The organism is Actinomadura chokoriensis (assembly GCF_039529475.1).
Classification (GTDB): Bacteria; Actinomycetota; Actinomycetes; order Streptosporangiales; family Streptosporangiaceae; genus Spirillospora; species Spirillospora bangladeshensis.
This window is the reverse complement of record NZ_BAAAMW010000028.1, coordinates 100,268-116,414: the sequence shown is the minus strand read 5'-3', so window position 1 is coordinate 116,414 and position 16,147 is coordinate 100,268. Positions and strand designations below refer to the sequence as shown.

Sequence of the window (16,147 nt, the reverse complement as noted above, 5' to 3'; positions counted from 1 at the left end):
CGAAGGAGCACCGCGTCGAACTGCGTGCCGTTGACCGGGAGTTGGAGGTGGCTCCCGGTGTCCGGCAGACGATGTGGACGTTCGGCGGGACGGTGCCGGCTCCGGTGTTGCGGGGGAAGGTCGGTGATGTGTTCGTGATCACGCTGGTGAACGACAGCACGATGGGTCATGGGATCGACTTCCATGCGAGCACGCTGGCTCCTGATGTGCCGATGCGCACCATTCAGCCGGGTGAGCGGTTGACCTACCGGTTCAAGGCTCAGCATGCGGGGGCGTGGTTGTATCACTGCTCGACGATGCCGATGCTGCAGCACATCGCCAACGGCATGTACGGCGCGGTCGTCATCGACCCGCCCGACCTGCCCCGCGTGGACCGCGAATACGTCCTGGTCCAGGGCGAGTTGTACCTGGGCCGGCCCGGCTCGGAGGCGCAGGTGGCCAAGATGCGCGACGGCCGCCCGGACGCGTGGATGTTCAACGGGACCGCCGCCGGCTACGACCACGCTCCGCTGACCGCCCGAGTCGGTGACCGCGTCCGCGTCTGGGTAGTCGATGCGGGCCCGTCCACCGGCACCGCATTCCACATCGTCGGCGCGCAGTTCGACACTGTCTATAAGGAGGGCGGGTATCTGCTGCGCAAGGGTGATCCGGGTGGTTTGCAGATCCTGGACCTGGCGCCCGGTCAGGGCGGGTTCGTCGAGACCGTCGTCCCTGAACCCGGCCACTATCCCTTCGTCGACCACGACATGCGCCACGGCGAAGCCGGCGCCCACGGCATCCTGAAGGTGACCCGATGACCTGGTGGTCCGTCATCCGCTTCCTCCACGTCTCCGGGGCTGCGCTGTGGGTGGGCGGGCAGCTCACCATCTCCCTGGTCCTGCTGCCGCTCGCGCGGCAGAAGCTCGCCGCCGACCAGTACACCGGGATGGCGCGCGAGGTCGGCCGCCGCTTCGGCATCTTCACCGGGGCGGTCTTCCTGCCGGTGCAGATCACCACGGGCGTGGCCATGGCCCGGCACAAGGGCGTCACGTGGGCGTCGCTCGCCGAGCCCGGCTACGGCCGCATCCTGGCCGCGAAGCTGCTGCTGTTCGGCGTGGTCGTCGCCGTCGCCGGCGTGCACGGCTGGGCCAGCTCCCGGCATCCGTCCTTCGCGCGGGCCATGGCTATCACTTCGCTCGTCGGCTCCGTCGGCATCGTCCTCGTCGCCACCGCCCTGCCCACCACCTAGGAGGATCGTCCATGACCGACCGCCGTGACCTTCCGCTCGTCTACTCGTGCTCAGGCTGCTCCAGCGCCGCGCAGATGACGAACTGGCTGGCGATCCAGCTCGATCGCCGCGGTGTCGCCGAGATGTCCTGCATCGCGGGCGTCGGCGGCGATGTGAAGAGCCTGGTCCGCAAGGCCACCGGCGGACGCCGGATCATCGCCATCGACGGCTGCGCACTGGAATGCGCCCGCCACTGCCTCGACCGGCACGGCGTGGCGCCGGACGTCCACCACCGGCTCAGCGACGACGGCGTCCGCAAGCGCCTGGGCGAGGACTTCGACCCCGACCAGGCCGCAGAGGTCCTCGCCACGCTCCTCAAGCGCGTCGAGACGGAGCTCGGGTAGCTCGTTCAGCGGGCCCGCTGGACGAGCTTCAGCGCCTCCACCAGCAGGTACGACGCGACGGCGATGACCGCGATGCGGGCCCACGCGGCCGCGTCGAGCGGCGCGGAGTCGAACACGTCGTTCATGAAGGGCGTGTAGGTGTAGAGCACCTGGATCGCGACGAGCGCCAGCGCGCTGGCGGCGACCCACGGGTTGCGGCGGACGCCGCCCCACAGCAGCGGCCGGTCCAGGGACAGGCAGTTGAACATGTAGGTCAGCAGGGTCAGCGCGAACACGTTGACGACGATCGTCTGCGCGACCTCGGGGGACGCGCCGTGCGACCGCTCCCAGTGCTGCAGCCCGAAGGAGCCGGCCAGCAGGATCGCCGACACCAGCAGGATGCGGGCCGTCATCGCGCGGGTGAGCAGCGGCAGCGCCGGGTCGCGCGGCGGGCGGCGCATGATGTGCTCGTCCTTCGGCTCGACCGCGAACGGCAGCCCGAGGACGAGCACCGCGGTCATGTTCAGCCACAGCACCTGCAGCGGCAGGATCGGCAGCGCGGTCCCGGCGACGATCGCGGCGACGAGGACCAGGCCGAGCCCGATGTTGGACGGCAGCGCCCACACGATGAACTTCACCAGGTTGTCGAAGACGCCGCGGCCCTCCTCCACCGCCCGCTCGATGGAGGTGAAGTCGTCCTCGGTGAGCACCATGTCGGCCGATTCCTTGGCGGCGTCGGTGCCGGTGCGGCCCATCGCGACGCCGATGTCGGCCTGCTTGAGCGCGGGCGCGTCGTTGACGCCGTCGCCGGTCATCGCGATCACGTGCCCGGAGCCCTGCAGGGCCCGGACGAGGCGGAGCTTCTGCTCGGGGGAGACGCGCGCGAAGACGGTCGTGTCGCGGATGCGCTCGGGGGAGTCGTCGGCGGCGAGGTCGGCACCGGTCATGACCGCGCCGCCGAGCCCGACGCGGGCGCCGATGGCGGCGGCGGTGGCGGCGTGGTCCCCGGTGATCATCTTGACCTCGATGCCGGCGTCGTGGCAGGTCCGGACGGCCTGCGCGGCGTCCGGGCGGGGCGGGTCGAGCATCGCCTGCAGGCCGAGGAAGGTCAGTGGGGGCAGCTCGTCCAGCGCCGTGGCGCGCCCGCGGGCGAAGGCCAGCACGCGCAGCGCCTCGCCGCCGTAGGACTCGGCGCGGGCGACGACGGCGGCGCGGTCCAGCGGGACCGGCTCCCCGCCGGGTCCGGCGGCGCCGCCGCACAGCTCCAGGATCCGCTCGACCGGCCCCTTGACGTAGACGGTGCCGTCCTCGTGCAGCGTCGCCATGTAGCGGCGCTCGGAGCTGAACGGCTGCGTTGCGGTGCGGGCCGGGACGCGGTCGAGCCCCGCCTTGGCGGCGCTGGTGACCAGGGCGCCCTCGGTCGGGTCGCCGGTGATCCGCCAGCCGCCGTCCTTCTCGACGAGCTGCGCGTCGTTGCAGCCCAGCCCGGTCAGCAGCGTCTCCTTCAGGACGGGGTGCTCGGCGAGGTCGACCGCGCGTCCGCCGCACTCGATGCCGCCGTCGGGGGCGTAGCCGGTGCCGGTGACGGTGTAGTCGCGTCCGCCCGCGGTGATCGCGGTGACGGTCATCTGGTTCTGGGTGAGCGTGCCGGTCTTGTCGGTGCAGATGACGGTGGTGCCGCCGAGCGTCTCCACGGCGGGCAGGTGCCGGACGATCGCGCCGCGCCGCACCATCCGCGCGACGCCCAGCGCGAGGGTGATCGTCACGACGGCGGGCAGGCCCTCCGGGATCGCGCCGACCGCGAGCGCCACCGCCGCGGTCAGCATCTCGGTGGCGTCCCGGCCGCGCAGGATCCCGATCAGGAAGGTGACGGCGGCGAGCACCAGGATCGCCACCGTCACGACCTTGCTGAACTGGGCGATCTTGCGGGTGAGCGGGGTCTGCACGGTCGCCGTGGTGTGCACCAGCCGGTCGATGCCGCCGAGCTCGGTGTCCGCGCCGGTCGCCACCACCAGCCCGGCGGCCCGGCCGGCGGTGACCAGCGTCCCGGAGAACGCCATCGCGGTGCGGTCGGCGAGCGCGACCTCGGGCAGTTCCGCCGGGTCCTTCGCGACGGGCACCGACTCGCCGGTCAGCGCCGACTCGTCGACGGCCAGCTCGTCGGTGCGCAGCAGCCGCAGGTCGGCCGGGACCTTGTCGCCGGCCTCCAGCTCCACCAGGTCGCCGCGGACCAGGTCGGCCGCCGGGATCCGCCGCCGCACGCCGTCCCGGACGGCCACCGCCGTCGTCCGCGCCATCGCGGCGAGCGCGGTGAGGGCCTTCTCCGCGCGCGACTCCTGGACGAACCCGACGATCGCGTTCACGACCACCACGCCGAGGATCACGACCGCGTCGACGTGCTCGCCGAGCAGCGCCGTCACCGCGGCCGCCGCGAGCAGCACGTAGATCAGCGGGCTGTTGAACTGCAGCAGGAACCGCACGACCGGCCCGCGGCCGCGCGCCGCCGGCAGCGTGTTCGGCCCCTCGCGCTCCAGCCGGGCCGCGGCCTCGGCCGGCGTCAGCCCCCGGGACGCGTCCCCGCCGAGATCGCGCACGACGTCCTCGGCGGGCCTGCGGTAGGGGGCCGGTGCCGTCGCCATCAGTGGCGGGGCGCCTGGCGATCGGCCTTGAGCCGGGCGGCGAGGGCGGCGGCCTGGGTGCGGCGGCTCATGCCGAGCTTGGCGAAGATGTTGGAGATGTAGTTCTTGACCGTCTTCTCGGCCAGGAAGAGCCGCTCGCCGATCTGCCGGTTGGTCAGGCCCTCGCCGATGAGGTCGAAGATGTGGCGCTCCTGCTCGGTCAGGCTCTTGAGCGGGTCCTGCCTGTCCTGCCGGTCGCGCAGCCGCTGCAGCATGCGGGCGGTGGAGCGGGGGTCGAGCAGGGACTGGCCGGTGGCGACGGTGCGGACGGCGCCGACCAGGTCCGAGCCGTGGATCTGCTTGAGGACGTACCCGGCCGCCCCGGCCATCACGGCCTCGAACAGGGCGTCCTCGTCGTCGAAGGAGGTCAGCATCAGGCAGGCCAGGTCGGGCATCTGGGAGCGGAGCTCGCGGCAGACGCTCACCCCGTCGCCGTCGGGCAGCCGGACGTCCAGCACCGCCACGTCGGGGCGGGCGGCGGGGATGCGGGCCAGCGCGTGCTCGGCGGTGCCGGCCTCCCCGACGATCTCGATGTCGTCCTCGGCCGACAGCAGTGCGGCCACTCCGCGCCGGACGACCTCGTGGTCGTCCAGCAGGAACACCCGGATGGTCTCGGCGGCATCGGTCCTCGCGGCATCGCCGGTCATGGCATCGTCCTTCGCCCCTCGTCGCTGACGGAATGGACGTTACCCGCCGGTCGTGCGGCGTCACATCATCGGACGTCCCGCCATCGGCAGGACCAAGGTCCCGAACCGGGCACCGCCCGGCCCGGCAGGGCGCCGCGGGCCCGGAGGACGGCAGAGGTCCCGCCGCCAAAGGGTCCTTCGGCCCTGTGTCGGCGATCACTCCGGCGGTGAGATGGAGGGGCGCGAACACTCGAGACACGATCGGGGGCGAACCGGTGAGCACGATGACCGCGGCCGACCTGGCACGCGAGACCTTCCTGCGCGGGATGCGGACCGCGGACCTGGCGCGGCTGGCGGGCGCCGCCCGTCCCGCCGCCTTCCCGGCGGGCCGCCGGATCATCGCCGAGGCGGAGCCGGCCGAGAGGTTCTGGCTGATCCGGGAGGGCACGGTGGCCCTCGACCTCCGCTCGCCCGGCAGCGGCACGGCCGCCGTCGACACGCTCGGGCCCGGCGCCGCCCTCGGCTGGTCCTGGCTGTTCCGCCCGTACCGGTGGCGCTTCGGCGCGACGGCCCTGTCGGACGTGCGGGCCGTCGAGTTCGACGGGCGGCTGGTCCGCACGCTCTGCGCGGTCGACCCGGCGCTCGGCTACGAGCTGACCCGCCGCTTCACCGAACTCGTCGTCGACCGGCTCCAGATCGCCCAGACGCGGCTCCTGGAGGCGTCCCGCCCGGTGCCGGCGCCGCGGCCCTGACGGGGTCAGCCGGGCACGATCACCGCGCGTCCGGTGAGCCGGCCGGCCTCCATGTCCCGGTAGGCGTCCATCGCCCGGTCCAGCGGGTACTCGGTGACGTCGGGCCGCAGCAGGCCCCGCGACGCCAGGTCGAGCACCTCCGCCAGCTCCGGCCGCGTCCCCCAGTAGGTGGTCTGCAGCGACACCTCGTACGGGACGGAGAAGAACGACACCGGCAGCGTGCCGCCGCCGATCCCCACGATGGTGACGTCGCCGAGCATCCGCGCCGACGCCGCGGCCATGGCGAGGGTCGGGTCCGCGCCGACGAAGTCGAGGACGACGTCGGCGCCGCGCCCGCCGGTCGCGTCCCGGATCGCCTGGACCGTGCCGTCGTCGGACGGGAGCGCGAGGTCGGCGCCGTGCTCGACCGCGTTCCGGCGGGCCTCCTCGCGCATGTCGACGGCGATGACCCGCGCCGCCGTGGTGGCCTTGAGGATCTGCACCCCCACATGGCCGAGCCCGCCCGCCCCGATCACCACGGCGGTCGCGCCCGGCGGCAGCTTCGCCCACGACCGGCGGACGGCGTGGTACGGGGTGAGCCCGGCGTCCGTCAGCGGCGCCGCCGCCACCGGGTCGAGCCCGTCCGGCAGCGGCACGAGGAACCGGGCGCTCGGGACCAGCAGGAACCCGGCCATCCCGCCGTCCAGCCCGAGCCCGCCGCCGCCCCCGGGCACCGGCGCCTCCGCCGGGTTCTCGCAGTAGTTCTCCGTCCCGACCCGGCACCGCGCGCAGACCCCGCAGCCCCACGGCCCGTACACCGCGACCGGCTGCCCCGCCTCCAGGCCGCGCACGCCGTCGCCGAGGGCGTGTACCCAGCCCGCGTTCTCGTGCCCGAGCGTGAACGGCGGCCCCCAGGGCACCGCTCCGCTCTCGAAGTCCCGCATCAGATGCAGGTCCGAGTGGCAGGCCCCCGCGCCGCCCACCTTGACGACGACCTGCCCCGGCCCCGGCTCGGGCTCGGCGACCTCGACCAGTTCCGGGTCGGACTTCCACTCCAGCAAGCGCAGTGCCCGCATGACCCCTCCCTACAGAAGCGCCCGTCGCCCCCCGCCTACCCACTAACAGGTGGCTCCACCAGGGAATCCGCGCCGCCGTCCGCGGGACCGGCTTGGGAACAGCAGGGCGGGGAGGGGGATGTCGCGGCCGCATGCGCGAGGTCTGCTTCGACTGGCCCGCCCACCACTACACCCGCTACCTCGGCGACCTGTCCGGCGGACAGGTCATCGGCGCGCGGATCGTCCGAGGCTACCGGATAATTCCGATTGACTAAGTAGGGAATCCTCGCCATGCTGGTCGCATGCACTCCGACCCCTCTCTGTGGACGCGGCCGCACGTCGATCTGGGCCGGCTGGCGAGCGGCCTGTGTCGCCCCGGCGCGCACGGCGGCCGCATCCGACGAGTCACGAGAGGGAACCCGAGAAATGACGACCATCACCACCGGGCGGTCCGCCGCCGCGCTGGCCGCCGCGGCGGCGGAGCTGGCGGACAACTGCGACGAATGGCTGCCGCGCGTGCGGCTCAGCCCGGAGGGCCGCTGGTACGAGCGCCTGCACCGCGACGGTGACCGGGAGATCTGGCTGATCAGCTGGCTGCCCGGCCAGAGCACCGGGCTGCACGACCACGGCGGCTCGCACGGCGCGTTCGCGGTGGCGCTGGGCGCCCTGGAGGAGTACGACCTGGGCGGCGTGCGGACGGTCACGGCGGGCCCGCCCCGCGCGTTCGGCCCCGACTACCTGCACGAGGTCCGCAACGTCTCGGCGGCCCCGGCCGTCAGCGTGCACGTGTACTCCCCGCCGCTCGCCACCATGAACCGCTACGACCGTCGTGGACGGCCGTCCGGTGCGCCGCGCCACCGAGACCGCCGGCCAGTGGTGAGCGGGCCGGTGGTGAGCGGGCCGGCGGTGAGCGGGCCCGAGCGCGACCGCACCGTTTGCCGGGCCTCCGGCCGGGTACTCGGGATGCCTGGTCGGTCTCGGTTTCGGCAGGTCGGAGGAGCGGGCGGTGGGGATCCCGGGGGTGTCGCTCGCCAGGACGGCGCTCTCCGTCCCGGTCGCGGCGGCGGAGACGGCGTCGAGACTGGCCCTGCGGGGCGCGGCGATGGGCGCGCGCACGACCGCCGCAGGGGCGCGCACCGGCGCGCGAGCCGCCGCGGGCGTCGCCCATGGGATCGGTGACCTGGGCACGGGCGTCCGCCGGACGGCCGGTTCCGTCGCCGTCCTCGCCGCCGGGGGTCCCGCGCGGCGGGTGTGGGCGCACGGCGGACGGGCGCACATCGAGGCGAGCGGGCTGGCGGGCGGCGGGCTGCGGCAGAGGCGGTACGCGCGGGCGCTGACCGAGGCGCTGCGGCGCCTGGACGGTGTCCGCTGGGCGGAGGTCAACGCCGTCGCGGGCCACGTCCTCGTCTCCTACGCGCAGGGCTCCGTGGACCTGGACACCCTCGTCCAGGCCGTCCAGGACGTGGAGGAGGCCCACAAGGCCGGCGGCTTCGACGAGTCCGCGCACGCCCGGCGGCCGGACGACGACATGGCGCGGACCAGTGCGGTGACGGCGCTCGCCACCGACTGCGCGGGCGCCGCGGCGGCCCTCGCCGGCCGGCTGCTGCTCCTCCCGCCGGTGCCGAGCCCGGTGCGCGCGGCGGTGGCGCTGGCCGACTCGGTCCCGCAGTTCCGGTCGGCACTGGAGCGGCGGCTCGGCGCGCTCCGCGCGGACGCCCTGCTCGGCGCCGCCAACGCGATCGTCCAGGGGGCCGGGCAGGGCGTCGCGCCGGTGGCCACCGACGCCGTGCACCGCGTCTTCCAGCTCTACGAGATCCGGGCGCGCCGCGACGCGTGGCGGCGCCGCGAACCGCGACTGGCCGTGGCGGGCCGCCTGCCGCAGGACTGCGGAAGGCCGGCGGAGCGGCCGTGCCCGCTGCCGGACGGGCCGGTGGAGCGGGCCGCGAACCGCACCGCGCTGGCCGACCTGCTGGGCTCCGCCGGCGTCATGGCCGGCACCCACGACCCGTCCGCCGTCGCCGAGATGCTGCTCGCGACCGTGCCGAAGGCGGCGCGGTCGGGCCGCGAGGCGTTCGCCGCCGTGCTGGGCCACGACCTCGCGCGCCGCGGCGTCGTCGCCCTGGACCCGGGGGCGCTGCGCCGGCTCGACCGGGTCGACGCGGTCGTCATCGACTCGGCGGTGCTGTGCGACGGGGAGCTGCGGCTGCTGTCGGCGGTCTCCACCAGCGGCGCGCTCGATGACGCGGACGTGTGGCGGCTGGCCGGCGCGGTGCTCGCCGGGTACGGCCGCGACGACCTCGCCCGGCCGGGGCCGTGGCCGCAGAAGCCCGAGCCCGGCGGGCCGGAGCCGGGATGGCGGCTTGAGCGCGCCGCCGACGCGCCGTCCGCCGGCCCCGCCGACCCCGACGGCGTCACCCTCGACCTGCTCGACGACCGGGGCGAGCGGTGCGGCCGGGTCCGGGTCGGCTGCTCCCTGGACCGCCTCGCCGAGGCGCTGCTGTCGGCGGCGCACGAGGCGGCCGACGTGGTCGTCCTCACCGAGCACGCCAGCACCCGGGAACTGCTCGCCTGGGGCGACGACACCCCCACCGCCGTCGAGCACCTGGCGCAGTCGGTGCGGGAGTTGCAGGAGGAAGGACACGGGGTCCTCGCCATCGCCTGCGGCCGGGACGAGGCGCTCGACGCGGCCGACGTCGGCGTCAGCGTCCTGCGCGGGCACGGGCTCGCCGACTGGCGCGCCGACCTCGTCTGCGGGCCGGGGCTGGCCGAGGCGTGGCGGCTGCTGACGGCGGTCCCGTTCGCCCGCCGTGCCGCCCACCGGTCCGCGCAGCTCGCGCTGAGCGCGTCCGCACTCGGCGCGCTGCTCATCGTCGGACGGCGCCGCCGCCGCATCGGACGGGGCAGGCTGCGCCGCCTCACCGGCTCCTGGCAGGACGTCCCGCCCGTGCACGCCGCCTCGCTGTCGGCGATGCTCGCGAACGCGCTGAGCGCCCGGCGGCTCAACCACCGCCCGCTGCCGCCGCCCATCGTCCGGGACGCCTGGCACGTCTTCACCGCCGAAGAGGCGTACCGGCGGCTGGTCCCCGGCGCGGGCGGGCGGCCGGACCCGCCGCCGCGGCACCGGCCCGCGCCCGGACCCGCCGGGACGCTGCTGCGCCTCGCCGCGGCCGTCCGGCAGGAGCTCGACGACCCGCTGACGCCCATCCTCGCGCTCGGCGCGGCGGCCTCGGCGGTGGTCGGCTCCAGCGTGGACGCGGCGCTGGTCGCCGGGGTCATGACCGGCAACGCCCTCATCGGCGGCGCCCAGCGGATGCGGGCCGAGCGCGCCCTCGGCGAGCTGATGCTCGGCCAGCGGATCCAGGCCCGCCGGGTGACCGCGGTCCCGCCGCCGGGCGGCGGGCCGGACTTCGCGCGGCTCCGGAACGCCGCGAGCGACCGGGTGACCGCCGACCGCCTGCGCACCGGCGACGTGATCCTGCTCCACTCGGAGGACGTCGTCCCGGCGGACGCCCGGCTGCTGTGGGCCGAGTCCCTCGAAGTGGACGAGGCCACGCTGACCGGCGAGTCCGTCCCCGTCGACAAGAGCGTCGAGCCGTCCCCCGGCGCCGACCCCGCCGACCGGCACTGCATGGTCTACGAGGGGACGACGGTCGTTGCGGGCGGCGCCGTCGCCCTCGTCGTCGCCACCGCCGACGCCACCGAGACCGGACGTGCCGCCGCGCTAGCCGGAGCCGCCGACACCTCCGCCAGCATGCAGACGCGGCTCGCCGAACTCACCCACCAGGCCCTGCCGGCGACCGCGCTCGGCGGGGCGGCCGTCACCGTCCTCGGCATGCTGCGCGGCCTGCCGCTGCGCCGGGCCCTGGAATCGGGCGTCGCGGTCGCCGTCGCCGCCGTCCCCGAGGGACTGCCCCTCGTCGCCACCGCCTCGCAGCTCGCCGCCGCCCGGCGGCTGTCCGGCCTCGGCGTGCTCGTCCGCTCCACCCGCGCCCTGGAGGGCCTCGGCCGGGTCGACACCCTGTGCTTCGACAAGACCGGCACCCTCACCGAGGGCCGGCTCCGGCTCGTCCGCGCGGCAGGGCCCGCCCGCCCGCTGCCGCTCACCGGCGACGAGGGCCGCCGCATCCTGCGGACCGCCGCCCGCGCCTGCCCGCCGCCCGGCGGCCGGAAGGCCCCGCACGCCACCGACCGGGCCGTGCTGGACCGCGCCGCGAACCTGCCGCCCGACGGCCGGTGGCGGCTGGAGGAGGAACTGCCCTTCGAGACCACCCGCGGCTTCTCCGCGTCCCTCGGACACGACGGCGACCGGGCGGTCATCGCGGTGAAGGGCGCGCCCGAGGTCCTGCTGGCCAAGTGCTCCCGGATCCCCGGACGGGGCGGAGCGGACGCGCCGCTCACCGCCGCCGGGCGCCGGGCGGCCGCCGCGGCGGTCCGGCGGCTGGCCGGGCAGGGCCTGCGCGTCCTCGCCATCGCCGAGCGCGCCGTCCCCGACGCCGCCGCGGCGCGGGGCGAGCTCGCCGGCCACGTCGCCGACCTCACCCTGCTCGGCTTCGTCGGCATCGCCGATCCGCCGCGCCCCACCGCCGAGGAGGCGGTGCAGCGGCTGCACGGCGCGGGCGTGCGCGTCACCATGATCACCGGCGACCATCCCGACACCGCCGCGGCCGTCGCCGCCGAACTCGGCATCCCGGACGCCGACCGGGTCGTCACCGGCGCCGAGCTGGACGCGATGCCCGCCGCCGAGCGGGTCCGGGCCGTCGAGCGCGCCGCCGTCTTCGCCCGGGTCTCGCCCGCCCACAAGGTCCGCATCGTGCGGGACCTGCGCAAGGCCGGACGGGTCGTGGCGATGACCGGCGACGGCGCGAACGACGCCGCCGCCATCCGCCGCGCCGACGTCGGCATCGCGGTCGCCGGCCGCAGCTCCGGCGCGGCCCGGTCCGCCGCGGACCTCGTCCTCACCGCGCCCGACACCGCGCTCATCCTGGACGCGCTGCGCGAGGGCCGCGCCCTGTGGCACAGCGTGCGGGACGCCGCCGCGATCCTCGTCGGCGGCAACGCGGGGGAGGTGGCCTTCACCGTCCTCGGCACGGCCCTCGGCGGGCGGGCGCCGCTCAGCACCCGCCAGCTCCTGGTCGTGAACATGCTGACCGACATGCTGCCGTCCCTCGCCGTGGCGATCACCCCCGCCGACCCCGGCCCCGACGCGGACACCCCGCTCGGCGCGGCCCCCGTCCGCGGGTTCACCGGGCAGGACATGGGGCGGGTGCTGGCCGTCCGCGGCACCGCCACCGCGGCCGCCGCGCTGGCGTCCTGGCACGTCGGCCGGCTCACCACGATCGTCGCCGGCGGCCGCGCCTCCACGATGGGCCTGGCCGCCCTGGTCGGCGCCCAGCTCGGCCAGACCCTCATCGCCCGCTGGCACAGCCCCCTGCTGCTGGCCACCTGCGCGGTCTCGGCCGCCGCCCTGTTCGCCATCGTCGAGACGCCGGGCATCAGCCAGTTCTTCGGCTGCACTCCTCTCGGGCCGGGCGCCTGGACGGTGGTGACCCTCTCGGCCACGGCCGCGACGGTCGCCGCGGCCGTGGCACCGCGCCTCCTCCCGTCCGCCACCGACGGAGATCACGATCGGCGAGTCGGCATTACCGACCATCCGGACATGTGTGACACTTAGCGCGGTCGCAGCGCTCCCTGATCATGGCTCGACCGTGGACGGAGAGGCATGCTGAAGCGCACAGTGATCGGGACGACGGCCGCCGCCGTGGCGGTGGCGGGCGCGGTGACCTGGACGGTCTCCACAGAATCGACGGCACGGACCTCGGCCGCCGTCGGACCCGGCCACGGCCGGGTGCACGCCCGCGCACTCCAGGACATGCCGAGCGCCGCCTCCTCCAAGGGCCGGACCGCCGGGCTGCCCGCCGCCGCCACGGAGCCGTTCAGCCTCGTGGGCGTCACCTGGAACCGGCCCCGTGAGGAACTGCGCGGCACCGTCCGCCTCCGCACCCGCGACGCCCGCACCGGCCGCTGGTCGGGCTGGCACGCCCTGGAGCCGCAGCTCGCCGACGCCCCCGACGAGGGCGGGCGCGGCGGCACGAACGGCCTGTGGGTCGGCCCGTCCAACGGCGTCGAGGTGCGCGTGGCCGGGCAGGGCCGCCGCCTTCCCGACGGCCTGCGCGTCGACCTGATCGACCCCGACCGCGCGACCCCGGCGAAGCCCCGCGCCGCCGGCCCGGACGCGGGCACCGGCATGAAGCTGGTCGCCGCGACGACGCCCCTCACCGCGCCGAAACCGGCCATCGTCGCCCGCTCCGGATGGGGCGCCGACGAGTCCCTGGTCAGGAACCCGCCCACCTACGACTCCTCGGTGAAAGCGGCGTTCGTCCACCACACCGACACCGGCAACTCCTACACGTGCGCGGAGTCGGCGGCCGTGATCCGGTCGGTGTTCCTGTACCACGTGAAGAGCCAGGGCTGGGACGACATCGGCTACAACTTCCTGGTCGACAAGTGCGGCACCATCTTCGAGGGACGCGCCGGGGGCGCGGAACGGCCCGTCCACGGCGCCCACACCTACGGCTTCAACACCGACACCACCGGCATCGCCGTCCTCGGCACCTACACCGCCGCGAACGACGCCACCACGCCCGGCGTGGCCCCGACCAAGGCATCCCTCGACGGCGTCGCGAAGATCGCCGCCTGGAAGCTCGGCCTGACCGGCATCGACCCCACCGCGAAGACGACCCTGACCTCCGCCGCCCCCGACGGCACGGGCGGCAAGTACCCGTTCGGGCAGGAGGTCGTCTTCAACACGATCTCCGGCCACCGCGACGGCTTCGCGACCGCATGCCCCGGCGTGCAGCTCTACAACGCGCTGCCCTCCGTCCGGACGGCCGCGAAGCAGATCACCGTCCCGGCCCTCGCCGCCACCGTGACCGGCGCGACGGCGAGCGGCGGCCGGTACTACACCAAGAGCACGGCGACCCTGAACTGGACGCCGTCCGAAGGCGCGACCTACACCGTCGCCGTGGACGGCAAGATGGCCGCGACCGGCGCGTCGTCGGCGACGGTGACCCTCGCCCCCGGCACGCACACCGTCCAGGTGCACGCCACCTTCGCCGACGGCACCACGTCCTCCTCGCCCGCGTTCACGATCGTGGCGGACACGACGCGTCCCGCCGTCTCGTCCATGAACCTCGTCCTGCGCAAGGGCACGGTGAACAGCACCGCGGTGCCCCTGTCGCTGGTCTGGAAGGCCACCGACAACGCCGCCCTGACGTCGGTGAAGGCGACCTCGCCGTCCGCGAAGACCTTCGCGCCGACCACGACGAGCTGGGCCACGTCCGCGAAGCTGTCGGCGACGACCCCCTGGTCGCTGACCGCCACCGACGCCGCCGGCAACACCGGCACCGGCGCCATCAGCCGCTACGTCGGCGGCATCAGCGAGGGCGCCGCCCGCCGCACCGGCACCTGGAAGCTCACCACCACGAAGTCCTACTACGGCGGACGCGGCCTCTACAGCGGCTCGAAGGGCGCGAGCGCCAGCTGGACCTTCACCGGCCGCGCCGCGGGCCTCATCTTCAAGCGCGCCTCCTACCTCGGCGCCGTCCACGTCTACGTCGACGGCACCAAGATCGGCACCCTCGACACCCGCTCCTCGACCACCGCCTACCGCCAGCTCACCTGGGGCCGCACCTGGTCGACCAGCGGCAAGCACACCATCAAAATCGTCGTGGCCGGCACCCCCGGCCGCCCCAAGGTGGGCATAGACGGCCTCATCTACCTCCGCTGACCTTCCGGCGGCCCTCGGGCGACGCCCGAGGGCCAGATCAGCCGCCGCGTTCGCGTGTCGCGGGGTGAACGCGGCTTCGGTCACTCCCGTGGGTGGAGCCGCCTTACGGCGGTGGTGTGCCGGGCCAGTGCGTCCGGCCGGGGACCGATCCCGATACCCGGCCCGCCGGGCACGCGCATGAGGCCGTTGCGCAGGACGAACGGCTCGGTGATGTCCTCGGCGAAGTAGCGGTTCGAGGCCGACAGGTCGCCGGGGAGGGTGAAGCCGGGCAGAGCGGCCAGCGCCAGGTTGGCGGCGCGGCCTATGCCGGTCTCGAGGTTGCCGCCGCACCAGACGGGGACGCCGTGCGCGGCGGCGAGGTCGTGGATCCGCCGAGCCTCGAGGTAGCCGCCGACACGGGCCGGCTTCACGTTGATGACCCGGCAGGCGCCGAGCGCGATGGCGGCCGCGGCGCCGCGCGCGGTGTGGATGGATTCGTCCAGGCATATGGGGGTGGCCAACCTCCGCTGCAGCAGTGCGTGGGCGTGCAGGTCGTCCTCCTGCAGTGGCTCCTCGATGAGCAGCAGGCCGTATTCGTCCAAGCGGCGCAGGTGCTCGGCATCGCCGAGGGTATAGGCGGTGTTGGCGTCCACTTGCAGGGCCAGGCCGTCCCCGAACCGCGCCCGGACCGCGCGCACGGGTTCGAGGTCCCAGCCGGGCGCGATCTTCAGCTTGATACGGGTGTAGCCCTCGGCGAGGTACCGCTCCACCATGTCGAGCAGGCCGCCGATCGAGTCCTGGATGCCGACGGACACGCCCACGGGGACGGCCTCCCGCGACGCGCCGAGGAAGGTGCCGAGCGACATCCCGTGGGCGCGCAGCTCGGCGTCCAGCAGCGCCGTCTCCAGTGCCGCCTTGGCCAGCAGGTTCCCTTTGACCGCCGCGAAGATCGGGCCGAGTGCGGCGACCCGCGGAGCGGGCAGCGCGAGGACGCCGGGCAGCAGGAAGTCGCGGAGGACGAGCTCGGCGGCGGCGGCGAACTCGGGGTAGTAGCCGGGGTCGGGGTCGCCGGCGAATTCGGCCCAGCCCTCGGCGGCGTCGGTGACCACGTGCAGCAGGAACGTCTCCCTGGTGGTCATGGTTCCGGTCGAGATCCGGAAGGGGCTCACGAGCGGCAGTGCGACCTCGATCAGGTCGACGTACTCGATCCTCATCGCCCGGCCGTCGCCCGGCCGTCCATCGGCACCTCTTCTCCGCCGCGCTGGACAGGAACTCGATCCGCTTTTTCGACCTGCGCCTGAAATGGCCACCCGAAGTTGATAACTTAGCTCCTTGTGTCAGCGTGGACCAAGGGTTGCAGAGATCGATTTTGTCGGCCGGAGAACGCGCCTGGTCGGCGCGTTGGGCGGGGACGCCGGATCGGCTGCCGACCGACCGTGCCCGGACCGTGCTCCCGTGCGCGGATGGCGTGAGCAATAAACAGGCCGTCGGTGATCTTGGTGCGTCCGCCGCGAGAGCTTCCGGGTAAGCCGACCAGCCGCCCCGCTGCGGCGCCGATGTGCCACGGCGGCGCCCGGCGCCCACCTCAACGACATCGGCCGGTCGACGCCGAAAAGAAACACTTGGACGAGACTTAGGCTCGCCATTTAGTGCAGGATACTCTCCTGAGGAGGTAATTGGGTACGCAAGGCTGTAAGTGGCA

General features: G+C 74.7%; 12 protein-coding genes and 1 pseudogene. 9 read left to right on the top strand and 4 right to left on the bottom strand.

Going from position 1 to position 16,147, the window contains the following annotated elements:
- From ABFX46_RS37670 to ABFX46_RS37660, 3 genes are all read left to right on the top strand, one after another.
- The coding region (locus tag ABFX46_RS37670) for a multicopper oxidase domain-containing protein (protein ID WP_346048778.1) at positions 1 to 797 on the top strand (797 nt) is incomplete at its 5' end.
- Positions 794 to 1,228: a hypothetical protein gene (locus tag ABFX46_RS37665; RefSeq protein ID WP_346048777.1), complete on the top strand. Its 435-nt coding sequence runs from the start codon at positions 794 to 796 to the stop codon at positions 1,226 to 1,228. The genes ABFX46_RS37670 and ABFX46_RS37665, both read left to right, overlap by 4 nt.
- Before the next feature lie 11 nt (positions 1,229 to 1,239).
- Positions 1,240 to 1,611, top strand: coding sequence for a putative zinc-binding protein (locus ABFX46_RS37660; RefSeq protein ID WP_346048776.1), 372 nt, complete (start codon positions 1,240 to 1,242; stop codon positions 1,609 to 1,611).
- Positions 1,612 to 1,616: 5 nt separating this feature from the next.
- Here the strand turns inward: ABFX46_RS37660 and ABFX46_RS37655 are convergent, their stop codons facing one another.
- Positions 1,617 to 4,229 (bottom strand): cation-translocating P-type ATPase, encoded by a 2,613-nt coding sequence (locus ABFX46_RS37655; protein ID WP_346048775.1) that lies wholly within the window; start codon positions 4,227 to 4,229, stop codon positions 1,617 to 1,619.
- Complete coding sequence (locus ABFX46_RS37650) at positions 4,229 to 4,915, bottom strand: response regulator transcription factor (protein WP_346048774.1); 687 nt, start codon at positions 4,913 to 4,915, stop codon at positions 4,229 to 4,231. Before ABFX46_RS37650 ends, ABFX46_RS37655 begins: the two co-directional genes overlap by 1 nt.
- A gap of 263 nt (positions 4,916 to 5,178) precedes the next feature.
- On the opposite strand from ABFX46_RS37650, the gene ABFX46_RS37645 reads away from it, so the two are divergent.
- A complete protein-coding gene (locus ABFX46_RS37645) occupies positions 5,179 to 5,646 on the top strand; it encodes a cyclic nucleotide-binding domain-containing protein (RefSeq protein WP_346048783.1) in 468 nt (155 codons plus the stop codon).
- Positions 5,647 to 5,651: 5 nt separating this feature from the next.
- On the opposite strand, the gene ABFX46_RS37640 is transcribed toward ABFX46_RS37645, so the two are convergent.
- Positions 5,652 to 6,701, bottom strand: coding sequence for an NAD(P)-dependent alcohol dehydrogenase (locus ABFX46_RS37640; RefSeq protein ID WP_346048773.1), 1,050 nt, complete (start codon positions 6,699 to 6,701; stop codon positions 5,652 to 5,654).
- A gap of 131 nt (positions 6,702 to 6,832) precedes the next feature.
- On the opposite strand from ABFX46_RS37640, the gene ABFX46_RS37635 reads away from it, so the two are divergent.
- The 5 genes and pseudogenes from ABFX46_RS37635 to ABFX46_RS37620 all read left to right on the top strand — a co-directional run bounded on the left by ABFX46_RS37635 (position 6,833) and on the right by ABFX46_RS37620 (position 14,466).
- A complete protein-coding gene (locus ABFX46_RS37635; protein ID WP_346048772.1) occupies positions 6,833 to 6,955 on the top strand; it encodes a biliverdin-producing heme oxygenase in 123 nt (40 codons plus the stop codon).
- 27 nt (positions 6,956 to 6,982) lie between these two features.
- Positions 6,983 to 7,051: pseudogene (locus ABFX46_RS43650) on the top strand (putative leader peptide); the annotation flags it as partial.
- 55 nt (positions 7,052 to 7,106) lie between these two features.
- A complete protein-coding gene (locus ABFX46_RS37630; RefSeq protein ID WP_346048771.1) occupies positions 7,107 to 7,859 on the top strand; it encodes a cysteine dioxygenase in 753 nt (250 codons plus the stop codon).
- Positions 7,783 to 12,351, top strand: a complete 4,569-nt coding sequence (locus ABFX46_RS37625; RefSeq protein WP_346048782.1) for an HAD-IC family P-type ATPase — start codon at positions 7,783 to 7,785, stop codon at positions 12,349 to 12,351. Before ABFX46_RS37630 ends, ABFX46_RS37625 begins: the two co-directional genes overlap by 77 nt.
- A gap of 48 nt (positions 12,352 to 12,399) precedes the next feature.
- Positions 12,400 to 14,466: an N-acetylmuramoyl-L-alanine amidase gene (locus ABFX46_RS37620; RefSeq protein ID WP_346048770.1), complete on the top strand. Its 2,067-nt coding sequence runs from the start codon at positions 12,400 to 12,402 to the stop codon at positions 14,464 to 14,466.
- An 80-nt stretch (positions 14,467 to 14,546) separates the two neighbouring features.
- Here ABFX46_RS37620 and menC read toward each other — a convergent pair whose 3' ends face one another.
- Positions 14,547 to 15,659 (bottom strand): o-succinylbenzoate synthase, encoded by a 1,113-nt coding sequence (menC, locus tag ABFX46_RS37615; RefSeq protein WP_346048769.1) that lies wholly within the window; start codon positions 15,657 to 15,659, stop codon positions 14,547 to 14,549.
- Positions 15,660 to 16,147: the final 488 nt, after the last annotated feature.